The sequence below is a fragment of the Exiguobacterium sp. KKBO11 genome, from assembly GCF_001644945.1.
Lineage (GTDB): Bacteria > Bacillota > Bacilli > Exiguobacteriales > Exiguobacteriaceae > Exiguobacterium_A > Exiguobacterium_A abrahamii.
In genome coordinates, this window is record NZ_LUCU01000011.1 from 415,626 (window position 1) to 440,317 (window position 24,692).

Sequence of the window (24,692 nt, forward strand, 5' to 3'; positions counted from 1 at the left end):
CAACTCTCTGTATGTGACTGTAACTCTCTAGCTATTCCCTAATTGAAGCGAGGATATGCAGGGAAACTGGAAATCAAGCATTACGAGGACGCTGTTCGGGGTAGAACTAGAGGGAAGGGGGAATCGACATGCTATTTCGGTTTTTGTTTTTAGGGCTTGATACGTCGATTGGTGACATCCCGTTGCGCCTCATCTATTTTACGGAACTCATACTATTCATCGGTTTGTATCAAATCACGAGCCGGTTTTCGCGTCAGAGTCTGATTTTGGGAACGGCACTCGGAATTGGCGGACTGATTGCCATCTTACCCGGTGCGCTCTATATCATCCGTTATAATCCGGAGGATGCCGTCATCGATGTCACGTTCCTATTGATTTATTTGTTTGAGCCGCTGGCAATCATTGCGTTCGTTGTTGCATTGATTCGACGTTTGTTCGTGGAGCGAAAAAGAGCCGGGAAAGCAAAAAGATGAAAGTCTTGTCAGCTAGACACCGATTGTTCATTGATTTCCGTCCAAGACGTCGCTTTCCGCGGGCGGAAGGCAAGCCTCCTCGTCGCGTGTGCTCCTGCGGGGTCTTGCCTATTCCGCTCTTCCCGCAGGAGTCTCCGTCTTTTCCGGAAATCAACAATCAAACGTGCTACTGAGAGGACAAGAAATACACCGTAAGATGGCGTGACGCTGTCTTGCGGTGTATTTGCGTATGCATCCAAATACTTTCTTTCAATAGTGTAAGGAAGAGTAACTGGAAGAATATTCTATAATAGAGGGAGAGCGAAATTAGATCTTAGTTGGTTTCGTAAGATCCCGTTGATTATAGGAGTGAGTTTCATGCATAAAGTGTTGTTTGGTTTATCTGTCTTAAATAGTCTCTACATTACGAACAACTTATTTACGTATTCCGATAGTTTTTTGAATGCACCTCTGGGCATCACGACTGTTATTGCCGTGACATTGATGTATCTAAACGATAGCGCTAAAAAAGATAAAACATCGTTATACACAAAAGCGACGGATGGGTTAGGATTCATTAATATTCTGATTGGTCTCTCGCTGATTGTCTTTATTTAAGAATGATTCAGAACGTTCAAATGCATGATTATACGGAATTATCGTAAGTCTGACGCCGCGTCAGGCTTCTTTTTTATAGTCCAATCCGAGGACTCGAAAAAAATAAAATATATTTTAGATAAAAAAGATTGATGTGTAACCGGTTACACAATATGATGATTCTTGTAAGCGTTATCAAAAGAAAGAGGTGGCGAAACATGTCGACCATCCGGGAAGTAGCGAAAGCGGCACATGTCTCCGTCGCGACGGTCTCACGCGTCATGAACGAAAAGGGTTATGTCAGTGAGAAATCGCGTAAGGCGGTGCTTCAGGCAATCAAACAATTGGACTATCGACCGAACCGGGTCGCGCGATCGTTGTTCCAAAAACGGTCCGGACTGATCGGGTTGATCGTTCCAGACATCACGAACCCGTTCTTCCCACAACTCGCACGGGCTGTGGAAGATATGGCACATCAACATGGTTTTCAGGTCATTTTGTGTAACACAGACGAACAGTTTCAGAAAGAACGCGAATATATCAAGTCACTCGAGGCGATGCATGTCGACGGATTGATCATCACGACGAACTACTCGAATAATCCAAACTATGAAGAACTCGAAGTGCCGGTCGTAGCGTTAGACCGTGTGTTACAAGGTGCGATTCCGACGGTGACGTCAAACGGATACGAGGGCGGGAAGAAGGCGGCTTCGCTTCTACTGGAAGCTGGTGCAACTGAATTAGCCGTCATCAGTGGTCCTTCGAAACTCCCGACGATCAAAAAACGACGGGACGGTTTCGAAGAGATCGCCGGAACCCATCTCGTTGCAAGCATCGAGTCACCGTTCCACTTTCAAGGAGCGCTTGATGCAGCGAACTATCTCTTTGATCACTATCATTGCAACGGGATCTTTGCCGCGAGTGATGTCATTGCCGCAGCAACGGTGCAGGTCGCTGCGGAGCGCGGGATCACGATTCCAGACGAGCTACAAGTGATCGGCTATGACGGGATCGAACTCGGACAAATGATTTCACCACCGTTGACGACGATTGCGCAGCCGATCTATCAAATGGGAGAACTGGCGGCGAAACTTTTGATTCAGCGGATTGAAGGCACACCGATTGCCGCCGTCCATCATGAGTTGACGGTTGAGATCATCGAACGGGAAACGACGAAACGGAAGGATGAGGAAGCATGAAACAAATCAGTGTCATCGGCAGTATCTCGATGGATCTCGTCGTCGAAAGTAAACGCCGTCCAGGCGCAGGCGAAACAGTCATCGGGGATGCCTTTCATACCGTACCGGGCGGAAAGGGTGCGAACCAAGCGGTCGCAGTCGCGCGTCTTGGCAGTACCGTCGAAATGATCGGTTGCGTTGGTAGTGACGCGAACGGTGAAGCGATCCGCGAAAACTTCAAAATGCAAGGAGTGCAGACGACGCACTTGCAAACGATTGAAGGTGAACGGACAGGAACGGCACACATCACGCTCGCTGAAGGCGATAACTCGATCGTCGTCGTTCAGTCTGCCAATCAACATGTTCAGTTTGCGGATGATGCACTCGCACCGATTCTCGCAGACAGTGAAATCATCTTACTCCAGCTCGAGATTCCAATCGAAACGGTCGAGACCGTGGCTCGCGAAGCACATGCAGCCGGCATTCCAGTCGTCTTGAATCCAGCGCCGGCGATGTCACTCAGTCCAGAATTGATTGAACACGTCACGTACTTAACGCCAAACGAACATGAATGTGGTTTGATCTTCGGACAAGAGCAGCCGATCGAACATTGGTTGATGGAATACCCGAATAAATTGATCGTAACGGAAGGGAGTCGCGGCGCACGCTTCTACGACGGAGCGTCGATCGTGACGATTCCCGCGATCGAGACGACTGTCGTTGATACGACAGGAGCAGGGGATACGTTCAACGGAGCCTTAGCCGTCGCGTTAACGGAAGGACAACCGCTCGTCGAGGCGATTCGTTTCGCGAACCGGGCAGCCGGCTTATCCATCCGCGCTCTCGGCGCTCAAGGCGGCATGCCGACACGGGAACAGATGGAGGGAGACGCATGAAGAAGCACGGTATCTTAAACAGTCATATCAGCAAAGTCCTGACCGACCTCGGTCATACCGATACGATCGTCATCGCCGATTGCGGCTTACCGATTCCAGATGGGGTCGCACGGATTGATTTAGCACTGGAACTCGGCACACCATCATTCCTCGACGTCGTCCGTGTCGTCGCCGGTGACATGGCGATTGAACAACTGACACTGGCAACAGAGATCAAGGAAGCGAACCCGAACGTGCTCGAGGCACTGGAAGCCATGCAGATCGAGACGACGTTCGTCTCACATGAGGAGTTCAAGAAACAGACACAGCAGGCGAAGGTCATCATCCGGACTGGGGAAGCGACACCGTACGCAAATGTCATCTTCCATTCCGGTGTAATCTTTTAAGGGGGTCATGCGATGCGTATCGAGATGACAGGTATCAAAAAAGCATTCGGGCCTGTTCCCGTCCTCAAAGGTGTCGACTTCGAACTCGCTGCGGGTGAGATCCATGCCTTGATGGGAGAGAACGGTGCCGGGAAATCGACGCTGATGAAGATTTTGACCGGTGTTCATAAAGCGGACGCAGGTACGATCCGCGTCGATGGACAGGACGTCGAGTATAAGAATCCGAAGCTTGCCGAAGAAGCGGGGATCGCCTTCATTCACCAGGAACTGAACATCCTCCCGGATTTGACGGTGACGGAGAACTTGTTCCTCGGACGGGAGCTGAAGTCACGCTTCGGGATTCTCAAGCAAGGCGAGATGAAGCGGCAGGCAGAACGTGAACTCGCCGAACTAAACGTCTTCATGGACGTTGATCAACTCGCTCGGACGTTATCAGTCGGTCAGCAACAGATGATTGAGATCGCAAAAGCTTTGATGACGGACGCGAAGGTCATCATCATGGATGAACCGACAGCCGCCCTGACAGAGCGGGAAATTCGTGCCTTGTTCAGCGTCGCGACAGCGCTACGCAACCAAGGTGTCTCGATCGTCTATATCTCACACCGGATGGAGGAAATCTTCGAGCTCTGCGACCGGATCACCGTCTTACGGGATGGGATCTCCGTCTCGACGCATGCGATTCCCGAAACATCGTTCGAACAGATCGTCCGGGAGATGGTCGGTCGTGAGATGGGTGAACGGTATCCGGATCGTGATGTGTCAATCGGAGCGACCGTTCTTGAGGTCAAACAGGCGAGCGGGAAACGGTTCGACGATGTCTCATTCTCCGTCAAGGCAGGCGAAATCATCGGCTTCTCTGGTTTGATGGGCGCGGGGCGGACAGAAGTCATGCGCGGGCTGTTCGGGGTCGATCGCCTAAAAGACGGGACAATCGAACTGGACGGACAGTCGCTGAAAATCAAGACACCGTACGATGCGATTCGCCAGGGCATCGGCTTTTTGACCGAGGACCGCAAAGGCGAAGGCTTGTTCCTCGACTTTTCACTGCGTGAGAACATCTCGCTACCGACGATTCGTTCGCTATCCCGCTCCGGTGTCATCAAGGATCAGGCAGAACGCGATTTCGCAGAAGGGTACTTGAAGTCACTTTCGGTCCGCCACAGCTCGATGGACCAGCCGGCGAAGTCATTGTCCGGTGGGAACCAACAAAAGGTCGTCCTCGCGAAGTGGCTCGGGACACAACCGAAAGTCTTGATCCTCGACGAACCGACACGTGGTGTCGACGTCGGAGCGAAGAAAGAGATTTATCTCATCATGAACGAGCTCGCTGCGGCGGGTGTCGCGATCATCATGGTCAGCTCGGACCTCCCGGAGATTCTCGGGATGAGCGACCGGGTCTACGTCATGCGCGAAGGCAAGATGAGCGGCATGTTGACACGACAGGAAGCGACGCAAGAAAGCATCATGACACTTGCGACAGGAGGACAATGATATGGAATTGATGCAAGGCAAGGTAACGGAAGCAAAACCAAGACGTCTTGGGATCGGACAAAAGCTTGGACCACTCGCAGGATTGTTCGCGATCGTCCTCGTCGTCTCGATCATAGAACCGGACTTTTTAACACTGAATAATTTATTTAACATCTTACGGCAAGTCTCGATCAATGCCTTGATTGCCTTCGGGATGACGTTCGTCATTCTGACGGGTGGGATTGATTTATCAGTCGGCTCGATTCTCGCGCTCTCGTCCGCCTTCGTCGCGGGTCTGATGACGGACGGAACGTCAGCGTTAATCGCTGTTCTGGCTGGATTGATCGTCGGAGCTGTCATGGGTGCCTTGAACGGGATGGTCATCTCGCTCGGGAAGGTCGCACCGTTCATCGCAACACTTGCGACGATGACGATCTTCCGCGGATTGACGCTCGTCTATACGGACGGGAAACCAATCACTGGTCTGAGCCAAGGTGGCTGGTTCGAATTGTTCGGACGCGGTTACTTCTGGATCTTCCCAGTACCGGTTCTGACGATGTTGATCGCCTTCGCGGTTCTCTACTTCATCTTGAAGAAGACGACGTTCGGTCGCTATACGTATGCGATCGGTGGGAACGAAGAAGCAGCGAAGTTGATGGGGATTCAAGTCAATAAAGTCAAAATCATGATCTACTCACTCTCAGGTTTGATGGCAGCACTCGCCGGCATCATCCTGACGTCCCGTCTGAACTCGGCGCAGCCGACAGCGGGGACATCGTACGAACTCGACGCCATCGCGGCGGTCGTCCTTGGTGGGACGAGCCTGTCAGGTGGTCGTGGCTGGATTGTCGGTACCTTGATCGGTGCCTTGATCATCGGAACACTGAACAACGGTCTCAACTTGCTTGGTGTCTCCTCGTTCTTCCAACTCGTCGTCAAAGGTTTAGTCATTCTGTTCGCGGTACTCGCGGACCGGAAACAAACAGCGTAACCCACATTCCAAAAGGAGGATCTACAGATGAAAAAACTACTTGCAGTCGTCATGATGGCATTAATGGTCTTCGCAGCCGCCTGTTCGACGGAACAGCCGGGCAGCAGCAACGGTGATACGAAGAAAAAGACGAAGGACTTTAAGATTGGTCTTTCGATTTCAACCCTCAACAACCCATTCTTCGTCTCGTTAAAAGAAGGGGCAGAACAAGAAGCAAAAGCACAAGGCGCAACGCTTCAAGTCGCGGATGCACAAGATGATGCGGCAAAACAAGCAAGCGACATCGAAGACATGGTTCAAAAGAAAGTTGATCTCATCTTGATCAACCCAACGGATTCAGCAGCAGTTGGTGCAGCCGTCCAAACAGCAAACGATGCGAACATCCCCGTCATTACAGTTGACCGCAATGCAGAAGCAGGCGACGTCGTCGCACACATCGCGTCAGATAACGTCGCAGGTGGGAAACAAGCAGGTGAATACATGATCGAACTCGTCGGCGATAAAGCAAAAGTCGTGGAGCTCGAAGGGATTCCAGGAGCATCCGCAACTCGTGACCGTGGTAAAGGGTTCCATGAAGCAGTCGACGGTAAACTTGACGTCGTCGCAAAACAAGCAGCAAACTTCGACCGGGCAAAAGGCTTATCGGTCATGGAGAACATCCTCCAAAACAACAAAGACATCAAAGCTGTCTTCGCGCACAACGATGAAATGGCACTCGGTGCGGTTGAAGCATTAAAAGCAGCAGGTCTGAATGATGTTAAAGTCATCGGTTTCGATGCGACGGATGATGCCGTCAAAGCCGTCAAAGACGGAAAAATGGCAGGAACGATCGCTCAAAAACCGACTGAGATCGGGAAGATGGGTGTCGAAACAGCGATCAAGCACTTAAAAGGTGAAACAGTCGAGAAGAACATCCCAGTCGATCTCGAATTGATCAAACAATAAGAAGACAGGACACCTGAGTCGAAGATTCAGGTGTCTCTTTTCGTCAGGTGGAGCAGGCAGGAAAAAGTTCCTAAATCTATTCCTTGTTCCCGTACTTGTTTTTCTCTATAATGAAAGAAGCGTATATTACTGAAGGAGGATCATCGATGATCATTCATAACGTGGCTCTTGTCGGCCTCATCGTCGTTTCCGTTCTTCTCATCATCGTCGTTCTATTGATGTCGGGTCGTACGACCGGACTCGGAGCATTGACGGGTGGAGCAGAACAATTATTTGGTCGCCAAAAAGCTCGTGGCTTGGATGCGGTCCTAAATCGTGTGGCGTCTATCTTAGGAGCATTACTCTTCATTTTGGCGTTACTCGTCGCTTTTTATAAGTGAGCATTGAAACGACAGCCGTATGATCGCGCTGTCGTTTTTTGTATTTCTCGATATTCATTTTTTCCGGATATGGGGTATAGAGTTAGAGGGGGAATCATTTTATGAAAATCACTTTACCAAAACCATTCTTTTTCGAAGCCGGCCCACGTGCCGTTTTACTATTACACGGATTCACGGGATCGAGCGCGGATGTCCGCATCCTCGGTCGCTATTTGCAAAAGCAGGGCTATACATCCCTTGCACCACAATATAAAGGGCACGCTGCCCCACCCGAAGAGCTGACGAAGACCGGGCCAGCCGACTGGTGGCAGGATGTCCTTGCCGGATATCAGGAACTCGTCGACAAAGGCTATGACGAAATCGCTGTTTGCGGACTGTCGCTCGGTGGCGTCATGTCGCTGAAGTTATCGATGAACCGTCCGGTCAAAGCGGTCATCCCGATGTGTGCACCCGCCTACATCAAAAGTGAAGAAGTCATGTATGCAGGAGTCACCGAGTACGCACGAGAATTCAAGAAGCGAGAAGGCAAATCACAAGAAGAGATCGACCACGAGATGGCGTCCTTCGAACCGATGCCGACCTTGAAGGACTTGCAGGAACTGTTGCGCGAGACACGCGATTCGCTCGAGGACGTCTACGCACCGACGCTCGTCGTCCAAGCGCGCAACGATCACATGATCAACACCGACTCTGCGAACATCATCCATGATGGAGTCAGTGCCTTCCAAAAAGAGCTGATCTGGTATGAGAACTCAGGTCACGTCATTACGCTCGACAAAGAAAAAGACCAGCTCCACTCTGACATCTTGGACTTCCTGGAGTCATTGAACTGGAGCAAGTAACTGGAGGTGTCACGTTGGAATTACGTGAACGAATACTAACGGTCATCACGACGGAAGAACGTCCGTTGTCGATTGATCAATTAACGAAAAAACTAGAACTAGCGGATACGGAAGCATTCAAGGAATTGATCCGGACGCTGAACGCGATGGAAGACGAAGCGTTGATCGCTCGGACACGCTCGAACAAGTACGGAACACTCGCGCAGATCGGTCAAGTCGCAGGGAAGATTTCCGTCCACCAACGCGGGTTCGGTTTCGTCTCACCGGAAGATGGTTCAGAAGGTGATATTTTCTTACCGGCACCGGAACTGAAGAACGTCTATAACGGCGACCGAGTCCTCGTCAAAGTGTTTGCCGAGTCAAACGGCGGCGATCGTCGTGAAGGGAAACTGCTTAAGATTCTCTCACGCGGACCAGCTGATTTCGTCGGCACGTTCGTCAGTCCAAAAGGACGAATCGAATCAATCGCTTACATCGAACCGGATGATACGAAGCTGACGTTCTTACCGGTCGTCGCGAACGACGATACACTCGGTGCCGTCGATGGCCATAAAGTCCTCGCCCGGATCACGAAGTATCCAGACGGTCGCTACGCTGGAACAGCGAAAGTCTTGAAAATCATCGGTCACAAAAATGACCCAGGCGTCGACATCTTATCGATCGTCCATAAGCATGGGATCAACGTCGACTTCTCACCGGAAGCGATCGCTGAAGCGAATGCTGTACCGGATCAAATCGATGAGAAAGACTTAGTCGGACGCGTTGATCTACGGAACGAATTGACGGTGACGATCGACGGGGCAGACGCAAAAGACCTTGATGATGCGGTGCACGTCAAGAAGTTAGCGAACGGCAACTTCGAGCTTGGTGTCCACATCGCCGACGTCTCGCATTACGTCAAAGAAGATTCAGCACTCGACGAAGAGGCACGTGAGCGCGGAACGAGTGTTTATCTCGTTGACCGTGTCATCCCGATGATTCCTCACCGCCTATCGAACGGGATCTGCTCGCTCAACCCGCACGTCGATCGCCTGACGCTCAGCTGTATCATGGAAATCGATGCGAACGGGGCTGTCGTCAACCATGAGATCTTCCAGAGTGTCATCAAGACGACGGAACGGATGACGTACACGGACGTCCGGAAAATCGTCGAACGCGAAGACGAAGAGGTGATCGCGAAGTACCAAGATCTCGTCGAGTACTTCGACAAGATGGCAGAACTCGCAGCGATCCTCCGCGAACGTCGCTCGCGTCGTGGGGCGATCAACTTTGACTTCCCAGAAGCGAAGGTCCTCGTCAACGAAGAAGGTAAGACGAGTGAAATTATCCTCCGGGAACGGTCAGTCGCTGAGAAGCTGATTGAAGAGTTCATGCTCGCAGCGAACGAAACGGTCGCCGAGCACATTCAGCGCCAAAAACTGCCGTTCATGTACCGGATCCACGATGAGCCAAAAGCAGAACGTCTCGATACATTCTTCAAGTTCATCGGTAACTTCGGCATCAACGTCGAACGCAAAGGTGAGTCAGTCGCACCAAAAACGTTGCAATCGATCCTCAATGCGGTTGAAGGTGAGCCAGAAGAAGCCGTCGTCAGTACGGTCATGCTCCGTTCGCTCCAACAAGCGAAATATGACATCGAACCGATTGGTCACTTCGGTCTGTCGACGGACTACTACACGCACTTCACGTCACCGATTCGTCGTTACCCAGACTTAATGGTTCACCGTCTGCTCCGTGAATATGTCATCTACAACGATAAGTCACAGAAGACGCAAGACCGTTACTCGGAAATCTTACCGGAAATCGCCGATCACTCGTCAAAACGCGAGCGTCGTGCCGTAGATGCGGAGCGGGAAACGAACGCGTTGAAGAAAGCCGAATATATGGAGCAACACATCGGTGAGACGTTTGAAGGCGTCGTCAGTGGTGTCACGAACTTCGGAATGTTCGTCGAATTGCCGAACACGATTGAAGGACTCGTCCACATTCAAGCGATGACGGATGACTTCTACCGTTACGATGAAGCGAACTATCAGCTAATCGGTGAGCGGACGAAGCAACAGTTCCGGATCGGTGATGTCGTTGAGATCAAGGTCACGAACGTCAACATCGATGAACGGACGATCGACTTCAGTGTCGTCGGGATGCCAGAACGGCAACCGAAGAAACGCTTCGAGTCGAAGACGATCCGCTCAAGCGGTGGACGACCGGGACAAAAACGCGACGACAAGAAGAAGGATGATCGTCGCGGCAAGAAACGGTCAGGTAAGAGCGACCAAAGCAAAGGAAAAGGATTTTCGTTAAAGAATAAGAAAGATAAACCGCCGTTCCATAAGGCGGTCTCGAATAAGAAACGGAAGCGCAAATAAGCGCTTCCGCATCGGAAATGTGGTGAACGAACATGCCAAAGGGAACAGATTCGAAAGTCTTAGCGAACAATAAACGGGCCTCGTTCGATTATGCGATCGAGGATACGATTGAAGCCGGTCTCGTCTTGACGGGAACGGAAATCAAATCGGTCCGTAAAGGAAAGATCAGCATCGGGGACGCATTCGTCCGGTTCGACGGGGGAGAGGCGATTCTTTGGAACTCGAACATCGCCCACTTCGAACAGGGGAACCGCTACAACCATGAACAGCTCCGCCCGCGGAAACTGTTGCTACACAAGAAACAGATCGCGAACTTGATCGGGGCGGTCTCACGGGACGGTTATACGATCGTACCGCTCAAAGTCTACATCAAGAACGGGTACGCGAAATGCTTGATCGGACTCGGACGCGGGAAGAAGAAATTCGATAAACGCGATGATCTGAAGAAGAAGGATGCGAAGCGGGATATCGAACGAGCACTACGCGATAAGCAAAAGTATTGAACCCGTAACACTTTTCTGCTAGAATATTAGTATTCGGAAAGCCCCAATTTATTATCTTGGGGACGTTACGGATTCGACGGGGGTAGTTCGGTCTTCTGTGGCGTGTCGAGGGGTCGGCCTCGTTAAAACGCACCAGCCATAACTGGCAAAACTAACACACAACTCGCAGCAGCGTAATAGCAACTGCGGATCCTAGCAGCTGTCGCCTGGTCGGCTGATTTCTAGGGTCTCACTTTAAACAGGCTACGCTTGGACCCTTCCGTCTGGAGGGAAAGAGAAGAGATGGAATCAGACTGGTCGGACGGACGCCTGTCAATTGGCAGCCTGACGACGAGATCCCAATAAATTGACTACACACGTAGAAGCTTAAGTATACGATGCCTTCGGACGTGGGTTCGACTCCCACCGTCTCCATACGACGAAATCAGTGGATTTCAAGAAAAGTGTCACACCAATTTAGGTGTGGCACTTTTTACTTGAAAATTAAAGTATCTTTAGATTTATCATAAAAATACAAGGTATTAATACATATGACTAAATACAAATACATTTATTAAATTAAGTACCTAAATTAAAAATATAAAAATCTTTATTCACAGTTTGTGATTTTTATGGATATAAAGTAAAATAATAGTGTTGCGTATTGATTAGAAACGCAAAGGAATTGTTTCAACTTGTCAACCAGATAGTCTCCTGAGACGTCAAGCAACACGGCGGCGACCCAGTAGAAGATTCTGTTCGTCATTTCTGAATCATCTCCTATATTCATCACAAGTATCACATGATGATTATACAATAATTGTTTATTTGGGTCCGATTGCTGTTTTCATCCTAATGATTAGAATAGTGATTGATTTTTATTTATGCTGAGAAGGCGATTTTTAATAGACCCGGTTAATGCCTTCTTAGCTCTAAATTAAAGGAGCCTGTAGTCATGGAAACTTTAGAAAGATTTAAAAATTATCATCCAAAAAATTATTTACATATTGATAGAAAAATTTTTATTGGAAACATGTACACTCCGACTCATAATAAAACAATAAGAAGGCGTGCTTTTGAACTGATTCAAGATAAAGAATATGTTCAAAAGCATGCTTTTTTACCATTTATACATTACAGTATAGATTTGAAAAAATATACATTTATAGAAGGTCATAATAATAAAACTTTAAAAGTACTTAAAACAAGTAGTAATGAATTTAATCAAGGACAATATAAATATATAAAGCCCAAAAAAAGAGAGATTTATTATGCATCACATTTTGATAGTTATATATATAAATACTATGGTGAACTTTTGAATATGTATTATAACGATTTTGCTATAAAATATAATATTGATGAATGCTCGATTGCTTATAGAGATAATAAAAAAGGAAAAAACAATATACATTTCTCTAAAGAAGTTTTTGAGTTTATTTTAAAACAAAAAAATGCATTGATTATTGCTTTAGATTTTTCTTCTTTTTTCGACAATATATCTCATGACGAATTAAAAAAATCTTTAAAACAATTATTGAATGTCGGAGAGTTGCCTGCAGATATCTATAATGTATTTAAATCAATTACAAAATTTAGGTATTTAGAAAAAGAAGACCTTGATAGATATTTGCTATCTATAAAAAATGAAAAAGACATAGATATAGATAATTTAATACAAGAGAAACAAATAAAAAACTATATGAGTATGCATACTTTTAGAAATTTAATTAAATCTAATCAACTAAAAGTTTATCCTGAAACCATAAAAACATTTGGTATTCCTCAGGGTTCTGGAGTAAGTTCCGTTTGTTCTAATATTAGACTGATAAAATTTGATATAGAAATGAATGAATGGACTAAAAAATTAAATGGTTTGTATAGAAGATATTGCGACGACTTAATTTGGATAATTCCTGATGTCGACGAACACCAGATGGATCAAATAAAAAATGAAATTTATGAAAAAATTTCTAGATATAAAGACTTAAAATTACAAAAAGAAAAAACTATATTGCTTAGTTACTCTGATAGAAAAATGACTACTCTCGAGGGGCAATCATCTAAGTTAGATTACTTAGGATTTGTATTCGATGGTAATTCAATAAAGATTAGGGAGAAAAGTTTGTTTAAATATTATAATCGTGCCTACAGAAAAACTAGGGTTTTAGCTAAGAAACACCATGTTTACAACAGAAATGCTTATATGAAAAGTCTTTATGGTCTATATACTCATTTAGGGATGAATTATAAAGGCTATGGAAATTTTATTTCATATTCTTATAAAGCAGAAAAAATAATGAAGGCACTTCCTGTAGATGTTCAAATTAGGCAACAAGTAAAAAGACATTGGTATAAAGTAAATAAAAGGCTTAAAGATAACAAAGAAATGTATGGACAAAATTTAAAAAACTAGTCGTATATTTTTTAGTCGTATATTTTAATATTAATTATAATTTTAGATTAATGAGGTGTAAAACATGATACGACGTGCCACGTTGATGGACGGAAAAGCCTTATCGGACTTGATGCGACGCATTGATCGGGAAACGAAATATATGTTGTATGAGCCGGAAGAACGCGTCCTTTCAACGGAACAGGCCGAGGCGTTTATCGAGAAGTTCGGTCAGGCTGCGAACTCGGATATCTTCGTCGTGGACGTCGACGAACAACTCGTCGGGTATGTGCTCGTCGTCGGTGGTGAACCGAGTCGAATCCGTCACCGCGCGAATCTTGTCATCGGCTTGCTAGATGCCTATACGGGTCGTGGTCTAGGTGCAGGTCTACTTGAAGCGGTTGATGCCTTTGCCATTGAAGCAGGTCTTATTCGACTCGAGTTGACGGTTCGAAAGGATAACTTGCGGGCAATCGAGCTCTATCATAAGTTTGGCTTTAACATCGAAGGGACACGGATTGCGTCACTCTTCATCGATGGCGAATACGTTGATGAACTGGCAATGTCGAAGATTTATACGACCGAAGAATCCTAAAAAAGATGCTCAGTGGACTTATCTCTAAAAAGAGACGAGACCCATGAGCATCTTTTTTATGGGGATATCTTTTGTTGTTCGAAGTCGATCTCCAGAACGTTTTTTGCATAATCCTTACCCCAGTCATACATCGCATCTAAAATCGGCATTAAACTATGACCGTGTGGCGTCAACGAGTATTCGACCTTTGGTGGTACGACCGGATAGACTTCCCGGTGAATAATGTGGTGGTCTTCAAGTTCGCGCAGTTGATTGACGAGCATCCGTTGCGTGATCCCGGGCATCAGACTTTTCAGTTCTCCGAAGCGTTTCGTCCCTTCCTTGCCTAAGTGCCAAAGAATGAGCATCTTCCATTTTCCCCCGATGATTGAGAGGGTCAATTCCTTCTCACAGTTAAACTGACGATCTTCAAAATGTGGCATCGATCCACCTCCTGCTTCAGTATAGTCTTTCTTCCGGTCGACAGTATACTTTTCCGCACTATGTATGAAAAACCGCACTATGTAAATTAAAAGTGCGTACTTCTCAAGAATGCTCCTGCGGATTATATTTAGTCCTGTTCCTTCTTGAACGTCTGAAGGAAGTGTCAGGTACGACAATACAGAGAAGAACGGGAGAGATACAAATGAAATTACAACTCGCAATTGATTTAGTCGATACAGCAGGTGCGATTGCTTTAGTCAAAGAAATCGGGGAAGACAATTTAGATATCGTTGAAATCGGCACACCGGTCGTCATCAACGAAGGCCTCCGCGCCGTTAAAGAAATGAAAGCCGCATTCCCGAACTTAACAGTCCTCGCTGACTTGAAGATCATGGATGCTGCTGGCTACGAAGTCAGCCAAGCTGTCGCACACGGTGCTGACATCGTGACGATCCTTGGTGCAGCCGAAGACATGTCAATTAAAGGAGCAGTCGAAGAAGCGAAAAAATCAGGCAAACAGATTCTCGTCGACATGATTGCTGTGAAAGATATCGCAACACGTGCGAAAGAACTGGATGCATTAGGCGTCGACTACATTTGTGTCCACACAGGGTACGATCTCCAAGCAGTCGGTCAAAACTCATTCGAAGATCTTGCGACGATCAAGTCGGTTGTGACAAATGCAAAAACAGCTGTTGCGGGTGGCATCAAGATGGAGACGTTACCGGAAGTCATCGCTGCACGTCCTGATCTGATCATCGTCGGTGGTGGGATCACAGGACAAGATGATAAACAAGAAACAGCGTCAACGATGCACCGGATGCTACAAGAGGCGTAAATGACACACATTCAAACGATTATCGAAGAGCTGACTTCGACGGTCGAAGCAATCGATGCGACGGAGACAAAAGAACTGGCAGACGCTGTGCTGCAAGCGAACCGAATCTTTCTCGCAGGAGCCGGTCGCTCCGGCTTGATGGGGAAAGCGTTCGTCATGCGGTTGATGCACATGGGACTCGACGCTTATGTCATCGGCGAGACGGTCACGGCGAATTTACGCGAGGGTGACTTGTTGATCGTCGGTTCCGGATCGGGTGAGACGAAAACGTTGGTACCAATCGTCGAGAAAGCACAGCAACTTGGTGGAACGGTTGCCGTCGTCACGATCAATCGGACGTCAACGTTAGCGCGATTAGCCGACTTGGTCGTCCAATTGCCTGGAGTTCCGAAAGAACAAACGGCATCAGCGGACGAGACGGTTCAACCGATGGGATCGTTGTTCGAACAGACGATGTTGTTGTTCTATGATGCCTTGATTCTACAGATCATGGAAGATAAGCAGCTCGATTCGCAAACGATGTATGGGAAACACGCCAATTTAGAGTGATGCACACGAAATAGATTAGTTCTCTTCAATAGAAGAGGGCTAGTCTGTTTTTGTCTGTAGAAATTTATACATTCGAAGATTCTCCTTCCCCTGTTTTTACAGTTTTCTTAAAAGTATGATCTTGAAGCATGCGATAATGAAAGAAAGGAAAAAAGAGGAAAAGGAGATTGACATGCGATTTCAACGGATTGGTGTAATCAGTGCATTACTCGCTGCAAGTATCTTAACTGGTTGTGCAGAACCGGACCAAGTTCCGCCTTTGAATCAGCTTAGGTCACACTGGATCGAGGATAATACTGCTGAAGATGTAAATAATCCCGATGCCATCGTGCAACGAATCAAAGCGGAAGACTTTTCAGAACAGGATTCGTTTGAAGCGGATTTCCGTCGTCACGTGACGTTTTACTTTAAAGATGGAACAAAAGCGTATCCGACTGAACGCGATATCTGGAGCAGTATCGTTGTCGGAAATCATGCTTACGTAACGCTGCATTACCCAAAAGGAGCAGATCGTCTTGCTGTACTAGAGTATACCAAGCAAGAGAGGAACTGGATTTTAAAAGGCGGTTTACATGACGACGTTCAAAATATTAAAAAAGATGATGGTTCGACTCGCGGCTTGAATTTACCGTTCTCGACATTCCAAGCGATTATGAGTAGTTCAACTCTTAATGGGGACGATAGCGTCTGGTTCTTCCACACGAAGTCCCAAACGATTCTGCTAACCGTTGTTCCGAAGCAAGACGTTCAAGGCGAGGACTGGAAGGAAACGACGCTTGCGAACGGACAGACGGCTTATTTCCAGCAGAAACAAAAGAGAACGAACCTCTATTACGTCGAGGACAATCAAATCGTCCTCCTGTCCGGTAACGTGTCGCTAGCACAATTAAAAAAATTAGCACGATCGATTGCTCCTATCGACGCTGCTGATTTCCCGTATTCTTAAACAAAAAAATCCGGACGCTACGGCATCCGGATTTTTGTTTACCATTTGAAATCAAAATCAGCACCGACATCTTTTGCGAGATGGGCATCTGATCCATAGACGAGCGGAATCGATAACGACTGCGTGACTTGCAGGAGTTCCGGGTAAGGATAGGAAAGACCACATAACGGCTTCCGGAGTCCTGCCGTGTTGACGTCGAGTGCGAAGTTTGCCTGACGGATCTTCCGTAACGTGTCGTCGAGGTTCGTTGGGTTCGACTCAAGCGGATAGGCTTGGATGAACTTCGTCGGTAACGTCAAGTGACCGAGTCGCTTCGGCTGGTGTGCACCGAGGTCCGTCATGACGAGGGCTTGGATGCCTTCATAATAGCGTTCGTGAACGGCCGTGACGCTTCCGAGTTTCGTGACGATCTCACCGAAGCTTTCCTTGCTGAAGTCGACGCCATAATACTGCTCATCGATGTATAAGTAATGCAGTGAGAGAATGCCGTCGGTCAAGACGTCAGCGTAGCGAGCGATGATGTCACGCGTACCGTCGACATGCCCTTCCCAGTAGTCGAACTCCATCCCGATCCGGATGTCGATCTGATTCTTGTATGTCGCGCGGAGGTGTGTCAATTCCTTCAGGTAGGCATCGGCTGTCGCGAACGACATTCCGGAATCGTTATCTGGTGCAGGATCCGTCACACCTTCAGGTAAAGGGGCATGTTCCGTGAAGCTGATTCGTTCTAAGCCTTGTTCTAACGCGCGCTCGATGTAGGCTTCGAGTGGATCCTTCGTACCGTGTGGACAATATGGACTGTGGACGTGACCGTCCCATTTCAATAATTGCATGAGTAACCCTCCGATTTTTTAGAATTGGCAAGCAAAGCGATTGACAATGTGCCCGAAACGCGGTATCTTATCGTTAAATAATTTAGCGTGGTACAGTGATAATAAGATAAAGGAGTGGGAGTATGCAATCATTTTCTACGATTCGACTCAAGGATGGAGCGACGGACTACGTCGGTGCCTCGGCAACGCGGCTCCAACAGGTCATCCGTCAGCTCGAAGATGGACTCGAACAATCTAACTATACCCGATTAATCACCCCCTTAATTGAGGAAATCGGTGGACGGGAACAGATTCGGATGGATTTTACGACTAGTGTCGCGCGTGCCCTTAGCGAACGTGGTCGCGAACAATATAAACGTGTCTTCTACAGTGGCTCCGTCTTTCAACCGGAAGAGAAGTTCCAGGTCGGATTCGAGGAACGAGGACAAATCGCAGAAGTCGAAGCAATTCAACTCGCGGTCCGACTCGTCGAGGAACTGACAGGAAAAGAAGTCACACTCTCAATTGGTGATGCCGGATTGATCGAGCATTTGATCGAGACGCGTGTCGGTGATCACCACTTACGCGACCAAGTGACGCAGATGCTCCGTTTACGTAACGTCATCGAACTGAAGCGGATCGCGGGTCAACTCGATGATGCTTTACTTGCAAAACTACCTTTATTATTCGGACGTGAAGGGGCAGAAACGATCTTACCGTACGTCGACGAAACACGACTCAATGCCGTGCTTGATCTCGCGGAAGCCGTTAATGCCGATCTCGACTTCGGACAAATGGGCTTACAGACGTACTACGACGGGATCACGATTCACGGTTTCATCGAAGGTGTGACGGAACCCGTCCTCGTCGGTGGACGCTACGACCGACTTTATGAACAATTCGGACAAGAACAACAGGCGTTCGGCATCGGATTCTCGGTCGAACGGTTGGCGGAGGTGCTCTAAATGCGAATCGGAATTACGAAAGGACGGCTGTCGAAAGCGACAGAACGTTATCTAAAAGAAGCTGGCGTCGAGACATGGGGAGCCATTGAACGCGAACTGATCGTCAAACGGGGCGAGCACGAATTCGTCTTCATGAAAGGATCGGATTTGATTCCGTACGTCGCTCAAGGAGTTCTCGATGTTGCGATCACAGGCAGTGACATCTTACTTGAATCGGATCAAGAACTATCGGAACTAGCAGAATTGCCGTTCGGTGTCTGCCGGATGTCCGTCTGTGCGAAGGAGCCTTTACAATTCGAAGGCGGACGCCGCGTCCGGATTGCGACGAAATATCCGGTCATCGCCAAACGCTACTTCAGCGAACTCGGTGTCGACGTCGACATCGTACCGTTGAACGGTTCGGTCGAGTTAGCACCGTTACTCGGACTCGCTGACGCGATCGTCGATATCGTCGAGACAGGTGAGACGTTACGGGCGAACGGACTAAACGAATACGAAAAAATCATCGATATCAGCGCTCGATTCTTTACGAGCGAATGGACGTTAAAACGGAAGCGGGTTGAAGTCATCCGCTTGCTGGAGCAATTGACAGAAGGAGTGACACGATCATGACACCGACAAAACCTTTCAGCATCGATCGCGACACGGAGCTCGCGGTCCGCGCGATTCTCGAACGCGTCGCAACAGACGGTGACGCTGCTGTCCGCGATTATACGAACCAATTCGATCAGGTCGATCTTGAAGATTTCCGCCTCAGTGAAACACGGATCACGCAAGCCTTTGAACAGGCAGACGCCAACTTGATCGACTCGTTGAAGTTGATGGCGACACGACTCGTCGAATGGCACGAACAAGAACTGCCGTCGGACATCGAACTCGTCGAGGCAGACGTGACACGACGTCAACGGTTCGTTCCTGTTGATTCGGTCGGGATCTACGTTCCAGGTGGAGCAGCCAGTTATCCGTCGACGGTCTTGATGAACGCCATTCCAGCAAAAGTCGCTGGTGTCGAACGGGTCGTCATGGTGACGCCGATGACGAACTTAAGTGACGAGGTGCTCGTTGCGGCACGGATCGCTGGTGTGACAGAAATCTATACGATCGGTGGAGCGCAAGCTGTTGCCGCGCTAACATTCGGAACAGAAAGCATCCAAGCCGTCGACTTGATCGTCGGACCCGGGAACCGCTTCGTCGCTGAAGCAAAACGCCAAGTCTACGGGATTGTTGGCATCGACTCGGTTGCCGGTCCATCGGAAGTTGTCGTCATCGCGGACGAAACAGCGCATCCGGACCGGATCGCAGCCGACTTACTTGCCCAAGCCGAACACGACCGTGACGCTGTCGCAATCGCCTTCGTGCCAACGGAAGAGATGAAACAAGCGGTGGACACGGAAATCGAGAGGCGCTTACAACAATTGCCGCGTCAAGAGATTGCCCGTCGTGCGATGGAAAACGGTGGTGTCTTCGTCGCTCCACTCGAAACAGCGATTGAAGAAGCGAATCGTTTGGCAGCGGAGCACTTGGAACTTGCCGTTGCCAATCCGCAAGAGGTCGTCAAATCGATCCGTCACGCCGGGATGATTTTCCTCGGTCACGAGACACCAGAAACGCTCGGTGATTACGTCGCCGGAACGAACCACGTCTTACCAACGTCCGGTACAGCTCGTTTTGCGTCTGGATTATCAGCGCGGACATTCCTGCGTCACCAGACGATGCTCGAAGCCACACGCGCAGGCGTACAACGTCTCGCGAACGCAGCGAAGACCGTTGCCCGGGTTGAAGGACTCGAAGCACACGCACAAGCCATCGAAGTGAGGGAAGACTAATGCGATTACACCAAAACGAACGATTCACGACCCACAGTCCAGTCGGGATCGAAGCGATCCAGGAATTGATCGCAACGTTCCCTTTAAATGAATATCCTGTCGAGATCATCGATCAAGTTAAGACATCGTACGCAACATACGCTGGTGTCCGTCCGACGCAACTCGTCGCCGGGAACGGCTCGGATGAGTTGATCGGCTACTTATGTGCCCGCTACGGCGGACCCGGGATGCCAGTCATCGCCTCGGAACCGGACTTCGTCATGTACCAGTTCTACGCTGACCGAGCACGGGCACCGTTTGAACGCGTGCCGTTACTCGACGAGATGGCGCTTGACGTCGACGGATTGATCGCAGCACCGGGGGAGATCATCTTCTTGAGTCACCCGCACAATCCGTCCGGTGTCCTCCGCAAGGAAGCGGACATCCGTCGGTTGCTCGACAGTGGCAAATACGTCGTCATCGATGAGGCGTACATCGACTTCGCGCTCGAACAGTCGATGCTTCACTTACTCGAGGAATATCCGAAAGCGATCATCTTACGGACGCTCTCGAAAGCGTTCGGACTCGCATCGCTCCGACTCGGTTTTGTCATCGCGAGCGAACAAATCATTGAAGAAATCGAACAGATTAAATCACCATATAACGTCTCTGGTCTATCAGCAGCTGTCGGTATCGCCATCATGGCAGAACCGGAACTCGATCGGGTCTTAGAGGAAACGTATGCGAGCCGTGAAGCAATCGAACGGATTCTTGCCCCAATCGGCAAGACGTATCCCAGTGCAGCGAACTTCGTCTACGTCGAGTATCCAGAAGCCGAACGCTTTACGCAGCGTTGTGCTGACGCCGGATTACGGATCCGCTTGTTTAACCAAGCATTCCGTGTCAGTTGCGGGTCACCAGAAGCAATGCAAGTATTAGAAACGTGTGTAGAGGAGGAATTACGATGCGGCGTGGCGCAAGCGAACGAGTAAGTGCAGAATCAGACATCAAGGTCGAGGTCGATCTCGCAGGAGGTCCGGTTGAGATTAAGACCGGTGTCGGTTTCTTTGATCATATGTTGACGTTATTCGCCTTCCAGGCTCGAATCGGTCTGAAGGTAACCGCAAAAGGTGATACGTGGATCGATGCCCACCACACGGTCGAAGATACCGCGATCGTTCTCGGGGCAGCGTTGACGGAAGCGCTCGGCGATAAAGCCGGGATTGAACGCTACGGTGAATCCCGTGTGCCGATGGACGAGACACTCGCGTCGGTCGTCCTTGACTTCAGCGGTCGTCCGTTCACGGTCTTCCGTGCTAGCTTCAAGAATCCGAAGCTCGGTGACTTTGATACGGAACTCGCAGAAGAGTTCTTCCAAGGCTTATCGCGCAGTGCCCGGATGACGATTCATGCTGAAGTCTTATATGGCTCGAACACGCATCACATGATCGAAGGGTTGTTCAAAGCACTCGGTCGGGCCGTCCGTCAGGCAGTCGCCGTGACGAGCGAAGGCGTACCGTCTACGAAAGGGTTGATTGATCAATGATAGCAATCGTCGATTATGGCGTCGGGAATATCGCGAATGTCGAGCGGGCGTTAAAGGAGCTCGGCGAAGCAGTCATCGTCACGAGTGACACGGAGTTGCTCGACCAAGCGGAAGCACTCGTCTTACCGGGTGTCGGTGCTTATGCACCGGCAATGGAGCGCCTGAAGGAAACGGGACTCGTCGACTTCTTAAAAGAACAAGCGGAAAAGAAACCGTTTCTTGGGATTTGCCTCGGGATGCAACTGCTCTTTGAATCAAGTGACGAAGATGGACTGACGGAAGGTCTCGGGATTTTACCGGGAACGATCGAAAAATTACCGAATGACGTCCGCTTGCCGCACATGGGTTGGCACCAGCTGACGAACCACGGCGAAGCGGTCTATTTCGTCCACTCGTACGGCGCTGTTTGTGACCCAGAATGGATCGTCGACGCGGTTGAATACGGACGTCTTGTTCCGGCAATCGTTCAAAAAGGACAAGTCACAGGGATGCAGTTCCACCCGGAGAAGAGTGGCGAAGTCGGACTGAAACTACTGAAGGAATGGAGAGAGACGACATGCAACTCTACCCAGCAATCGATTTAATGAGCGGACAGGCCGTACGCCTGAAGCAAGGAGATTTTGACCAACAGACATTCTTCGGTGATGCGTTGACGATTGCGAAGCGCTTTAAGGAAGATGGGGCGACAGCGATCCACTTGATCGATCTTGATGGTGCGAAGGCCGGCGAACCGTTGCACTTGAGCTTGATCGCCGACATCAAAAAGGAGACCGGTTTGTTCGTCGAAGCTGGTGGTGGTGTCCGTAACATCGAAACCGTCGAAGCATACGTCGGTGCCGGAATCGACCGGATTCTCGTCGGCACGGTCGCCCTAGAAGATGAAGCGTTGCTCGAGCAGATGATTGCTCTCGCTGGTGATAAACTGGCTGTTGCGTTAGATGCCAAAGAAGGTATCGTTCAAACACGCGGCTGGCTCGAAGCGAGCGGTTGGACGCTTGAAGAGGCAATGACACACCTGATCGGCAAAGGCATCAAGACGTTCCTTTATACAGACATTTCGCGTGACGGAATGATGATGGGACCGGACGTTGATGGACTCGATCGTCTAAAGCGGGAAGGGGTCGAATTGATTGCTTCCGGTGGTGTGACGACAGTCGATGACGTCGCGCGCCTCAAAGAAATCGGGATGGACGGAGCGGTCGTCGGTCGGGCGTTACTCGACGGATCACTTGCCTTAAAAGAGGTGTTGCGCGTATGCTGATGAAACGAATCATTCCCTGTCTTGACGTCAAGGAAGGACGTGTCGTCAAAGGGGTCAAATTCCAGAATCTACGTGATCTCGGTGACCCAGTTGCCGTCGCAAAGTATTATTACGAACAAGGGGCAGATGAACTCGTCCTGCTCGATATCTCAGCAACGCAAGAAGGGCGCGAGACGATGCTTGATATCGTCGAACGCGTCGCAGAAGTCATCTATATGCCGTTTACGGTCGGTGGCGGAATCAAGACGATCGAAGACGCGAAACGCTTGATTCGTGCCGGTGCTGACAAAGTCTCACTCAACTCATCAGCGCTTCAAAATCCACAACTGATTCAAGAAGTCAGCCGCCTGTTCGGTGTCCAAGCGACGGTCGTCGCAATCGATGCGAAGCAGACCGGTGACTCATGGGGTGTCTTCTCTCACGGTGGAACACAACCCGTCGGACGTGACGTGATCGAGTGGGCACAGGAAGCTGTCGCCCTCGGTGCCGGCGAGTTACTCGTCACGTCGATGGACGCTGACGGAACAAAAGACGGGTATGATCTCGCCTTGATCCGTCGTCTGCGTGAAGTCGTCAACGTGCCGATTATCGCTTCCGGCGGTGTCGGGACACTCGATCACTTGGCGGAAGGATTGGAAGCAGGCGCTGACGCAGCCTTAGCTGCTTCGATCTTCCATGAAGCGACGTACACGATGCCGGAAACGAAAGCCTACCTCAAAGAACGGGGAGTCGAAGTCCGATGACGACATTGAATTTTTCAAAAGGACTCGTCGCTGCCGTCGTCGTCGACGAACAGACGAACGATGTCTTGATGGTCGGCTTCATGGACCAAGCCGCTTATGATAAGACGCTTGCGACCGGTCTCGTCACCTTCTTCTCGCGGACGAAGAATCGCCTCTGGACAAAGGGGGAGACGAGCGGGAACACGCTTGAACTCAAACGGATGTGGATCGATTGTGATCAGGATAGTCTCTTGATCACGGTCAAAGCGAATGGTCCGACATGCCATACCGGAAATCGCAGTTGTTTCTATACGGAAGTGGAGGTGCCCGATGTTATACGAACTGGAACAGACGGTCAAAGCGAAGATTGACGCGAAAGAAGCAGAATCCTATACGAACTATTTGATTGCTTCTGGGTATGAGAAGATCGCGAAGAAGTTCGGTGAAGAGGCATTTGAAGTCGTTCTTGCTGGTAACGATACGTTAGCAGAAGAGACAGCAGACTTGTTGTATCACTTAACGGTCTTGCTCGCTGAGCGCGGTGTCTCATTCAAAGAAGTCGAAGCCGTCCTTAACGAACGTCACGGTACAAAATCGACGTTCAAGGATCGCCCGGATATTGAACAATGGTAAACGACATCCACATCGCATAGACGGTGTGGATTTTTGTATAAGCGGGAAAAGACAAACAGATGACGGTTGTCATCAAATCGACAGAATCTTTCGATAGGCACGCTGTCGCTTCAGAGCGTATAATCAAAGTGTTAGTCTTGTGTCATTAGAAAGTAGGTGTTCGGTTGGTTACCAAAAAAGAACTTAAGCAAACGATCAAGCAACAATCGAAAGA

27 protein-coding genes, 1 other RNA gene and 1 pseudogene are annotated in these 24,692 nt (G+C 49.1%); 27 read left to right on the plus strand and 2 right to left on the minus strand.

The genetic code is table 11. The features are described from left to right. The first annotated feature begins 128 nt into the window (after positions 1–128). From AYO36_RS02275 to AYO36_RS02345, 15 genes are all read left to right on the plus strand, one after another. Entirely contained in the window at positions 129–473 is a 345-nt protein-coding gene (locus tag AYO36_RS02275) for a hypothetical protein (RefSeq protein WP_064299428.1), read from the plus strand. Between the two features lie 357 nt (positions 474–830). Then, positions 831–1,070 carry a hypothetical protein gene (locus AYO36_RS02280; RefSeq protein ID WP_064299429.1) on the plus strand — a complete coding sequence of 80 codons (240 nt, stop codon included), beginning with the start codon at positions 831–833 and terminating at the stop codon, positions 1,068–1,070. A gap of 197 nt (positions 1,071–1,267) precedes the next feature. Then, the gene (locus tag AYO36_RS02285; protein ID WP_064299430.1) at positions 1,268–2,248 is read left to right on the plus strand and encodes a LacI family DNA-binding transcriptional regulator; all 981 of its coding nucleotides are present in this window, start codon (positions 1,268–1,270) and stop codon (positions 2,246–2,248) included. Continuing rightward, positions 2,245–3,123, plus strand: a complete 879-nt coding sequence (rbsK, locus tag AYO36_RS02290) for a ribokinase (RefSeq protein ID WP_064299431.1) — start codon at positions 2,245–2,247, stop codon at positions 3,121–3,123. Before AYO36_RS02285 ends, rbsK begins: the two co-directional genes overlap by 4 nt. Further along, entirely contained in the window at positions 3,120–3,509 is a 390-nt protein-coding gene (gene rbsD / locus AYO36_RS02295) for a D-ribose pyranase (protein ID WP_064299432.1), read from the plus strand. The genes rbsK and rbsD overlap by 4 nt, the downstream gene beginning before the upstream one ends. 12 nt (positions 3,510–3,521) lie before the next feature. Beyond that, positions 3,522–5,000: a sugar ABC transporter ATP-binding protein gene (locus tag AYO36_RS02300; protein WP_064299433.1), complete on the plus strand. Its 1,479-nt coding sequence runs from the start codon at positions 3,522–3,524 to the stop codon at positions 4,998–5,000. Position 5,001: 1 nt separating this feature from the next. Then, a complete protein-coding gene (gene rbsC, locus AYO36_RS02305; RefSeq protein ID WP_064299434.1) occupies positions 5,002–5,970 on the plus strand; it encodes a ribose ABC transporter permease in 969 nt (322 codons plus the stop codon). 27 nt (positions 5,971–5,997) lie between these two features. Then, the gene (rbsB, locus tag AYO36_RS02310) at positions 5,998–6,915 is read left to right on the plus strand and encodes a ribose ABC transporter substrate-binding protein RbsB (protein WP_035396322.1); all 918 of its coding nucleotides are present in this window, start codon (positions 5,998–6,000) and stop codon (positions 6,913–6,915) included. 146 nt (positions 6,916–7,061) lie between these two features. After that, complete coding sequence (gene secG / locus AYO36_RS02315) at positions 7,062–7,295, plus strand: preprotein translocase subunit SecG (protein WP_023469201.1); 234 nt, start codon at positions 7,062–7,064, stop codon at positions 7,293–7,295. Between the two features lie 101 nt (positions 7,296–7,396). Further along, positions 7,397–8,137 carry an alpha/beta hydrolase gene (locus AYO36_RS02320; RefSeq protein WP_023469200.1) on the plus strand — a complete coding sequence of 247 codons (741 nt, stop codon included), beginning with the start codon at positions 7,397–7,399 and terminating at the stop codon, positions 8,135–8,137. A 14-nt stretch (positions 8,138–8,151) separates the two neighbouring features. Next, positions 8,152–10,506: a ribonuclease R gene (gene rnr / locus AYO36_RS02325; RefSeq protein WP_064299435.1), complete on the plus strand. Its 2,355-nt coding sequence runs from the start codon at positions 8,152–8,154 to the stop codon at positions 10,504–10,506. A gap of 32 nt (positions 10,507–10,538) precedes the next feature. Next, positions 10,539–11,009 carry an SsrA-binding protein SmpB gene (smpB, locus tag AYO36_RS02330; RefSeq protein WP_023469198.1) on the plus strand — a complete coding sequence of 157 codons (471 nt, stop codon included), beginning with the start codon at positions 10,539–10,541 and terminating at the stop codon, positions 11,007–11,009. Between the two features lie 58 nt (positions 11,010–11,067). Beyond that, positions 11,068–11,426: a transfer-messenger RNA gene (gene ssrA, locus AYO36_RS02335) on the plus strand. A gap of 517 nt (positions 11,427–11,943) precedes the next feature. Further along, positions 11,944–13,404, plus strand: coding sequence for an RNA-dependent RNA polymerase family protein (locus AYO36_RS02340; protein ID WP_231884637.1), 1,461 nt, complete (start codon positions 11,944–11,946; stop codon positions 13,402–13,404). A 64-nt stretch (positions 13,405–13,468) separates the two neighbouring features. Then, a complete protein-coding gene (locus tag AYO36_RS02345) occupies positions 13,469–13,978 on the plus strand; it encodes a GNAT family N-acetyltransferase (protein WP_023469196.1) in 510 nt (169 codons plus the stop codon). A 56-nt stretch (positions 13,979–14,034) separates the two neighbouring features. On the opposite strand, the gene hxlR is transcribed toward AYO36_RS02345, so the two are convergent. Then, entirely contained in the window at positions 14,035–14,400 is a 366-nt protein-coding gene (gene hxlR, locus AYO36_RS02350; RefSeq protein ID WP_029342458.1) for a transcriptional activator HxlR, read from the minus strand. A 203-nt stretch (positions 14,401–14,603) separates the two neighbouring features. Between hxlR and hxlA the strand changes: the two genes are divergently transcribed. From hxlA to AYO36_RS02365, 3 genes are all read left to right on the plus strand, one after another. Next, positions 14,604–15,239 carry a 3-hexulose-6-phosphate synthase gene (gene hxlA / locus AYO36_RS02355; RefSeq protein WP_023469194.1) on the plus strand — a complete coding sequence of 212 codons (636 nt, stop codon included), beginning with the start codon at positions 14,604–14,606 and terminating at the stop codon, positions 15,237–15,239. Continuing rightward, positions 15,240–15,788 carry a 6-phospho-3-hexuloisomerase gene (gene hxlB / locus AYO36_RS02360; protein WP_064299436.1) on the plus strand — a complete coding sequence of 183 codons (549 nt, stop codon included), beginning with the start codon at positions 15,240–15,242 and terminating at the stop codon, positions 15,786–15,788. It abuts the gene before it with no gap. A 172-nt stretch (positions 15,789–15,960) separates the two neighbouring features. Beyond that, on the plus strand, positions 15,961–16,734 hold the full coding sequence (locus AYO36_RS02365; RefSeq protein ID WP_064299437.1) for a hypothetical protein: 774 nt from the start codon (positions 15,961–15,963) through the stop codon (positions 16,732–16,734). Positions 16,735–16,772: 38 nt separating this feature from the next. Here the strand turns inward: AYO36_RS02365 and hisJ are convergent, their stop codons facing one another. After that, entirely contained in the window at positions 16,773–17,567 is a 795-nt protein-coding gene (gene hisJ, locus AYO36_RS02370; RefSeq protein ID WP_064299438.1) for a histidinol-phosphatase HisJ, read from the minus strand. Positions 17,568–17,689: 122 nt separating this feature from the next. Here hisJ and AYO36_RS02375 point away from each other — a divergent pair, with 122 nt between their 5' ends. From AYO36_RS02375 to hisIE, 9 genes and pseudogenes are all read left to right on the plus strand, one after another. After that, a complete protein-coding gene (locus AYO36_RS02375) occupies positions 17,690–18,511 on the plus strand; it encodes an ATP phosphoribosyltransferase regulatory subunit (protein WP_035396343.1) in 822 nt (273 codons plus the stop codon). Further along, positions 18,512–19,123 carry an ATP phosphoribosyltransferase gene (hisG, locus tag AYO36_RS02380; RefSeq protein ID WP_023469189.1) on the plus strand — a complete coding sequence of 204 codons (612 nt, stop codon included), beginning with the start codon at positions 18,512–18,514 and terminating at the stop codon, positions 19,121–19,123. Next, positions 19,120–20,337, plus strand: a complete 1,218-nt coding sequence (gene hisD / locus AYO36_RS02385; protein ID WP_064299439.1) for a histidinol dehydrogenase — start codon at positions 19,120–19,122, stop codon at positions 20,335–20,337. The genes hisG and hisD overlap by 4 nt, the downstream gene beginning before the upstream one ends. After that, positions 20,337–21,308: a pyridoxal phosphate-dependent aminotransferase gene (locus AYO36_RS02390; RefSeq protein ID WP_064299440.1), complete on the plus strand. Its 972-nt coding sequence runs from the start codon at positions 20,337–20,339 to the stop codon at positions 21,306–21,308. Before hisD ends, AYO36_RS02390 begins: the two co-directional genes overlap by 1 nt. Beyond that, positions 21,281–21,862 carry an imidazoleglycerol-phosphate dehydratase HisB gene (gene hisB, locus AYO36_RS02395; RefSeq protein WP_035396348.1) on the plus strand — a complete coding sequence of 194 codons (582 nt, stop codon included), beginning with the start codon at positions 21,281–21,283 and terminating at the stop codon, positions 21,860–21,862. The genes AYO36_RS02390 and hisB overlap by 28 nt, the downstream gene beginning before the upstream one ends. Next, positions 21,859–22,446, plus strand: coding sequence for an imidazole glycerol phosphate synthase subunit HisH (hisH, locus tag AYO36_RS02400; RefSeq protein WP_023469185.1), 588 nt, complete (start codon positions 21,859–21,861; stop codon positions 22,444–22,446). The genes hisB and hisH overlap by 4 nt, the downstream gene beginning before the upstream one ends. Continuing rightward, positions 22,419–23,123 (plus strand): 1-(5-phosphoribosyl)-5-[(5-phosphoribosylamino)methylideneamino]imidazole-4-carboxamide isomerase, encoded by a 705-nt coding sequence (hisA, locus tag AYO36_RS02405; protein WP_035396350.1) that lies wholly within the window; start codon positions 22,419–22,421, stop codon positions 23,121–23,123. The genes hisH and hisA overlap by 28 nt, the downstream gene beginning before the upstream one ends. Next, on the plus strand, positions 23,117–23,866 hold the full coding sequence (hisF, locus tag AYO36_RS02410; RefSeq protein ID WP_053454147.1) for an imidazole glycerol phosphate synthase subunit HisF: 750 nt from the start codon (positions 23,117–23,119) through the stop codon (positions 23,864–23,866). The genes hisA and hisF overlap by 7 nt, the downstream gene beginning before the upstream one ends. Next, positions 23,863–24,478, plus strand: a pseudogene (hisIE, locus tag AYO36_RS16985) (bifunctional phosphoribosyl-AMP cyclohydrolase/phosphoribosyl-ATP diphosphatase HisIE). The gene hisF and the pseudogene hisIE overlap by 4 nt, the downstream one beginning before the upstream one ends. The last annotated feature ends 214 nt before the right edge of the window (positions 24,479–24,692 follow it).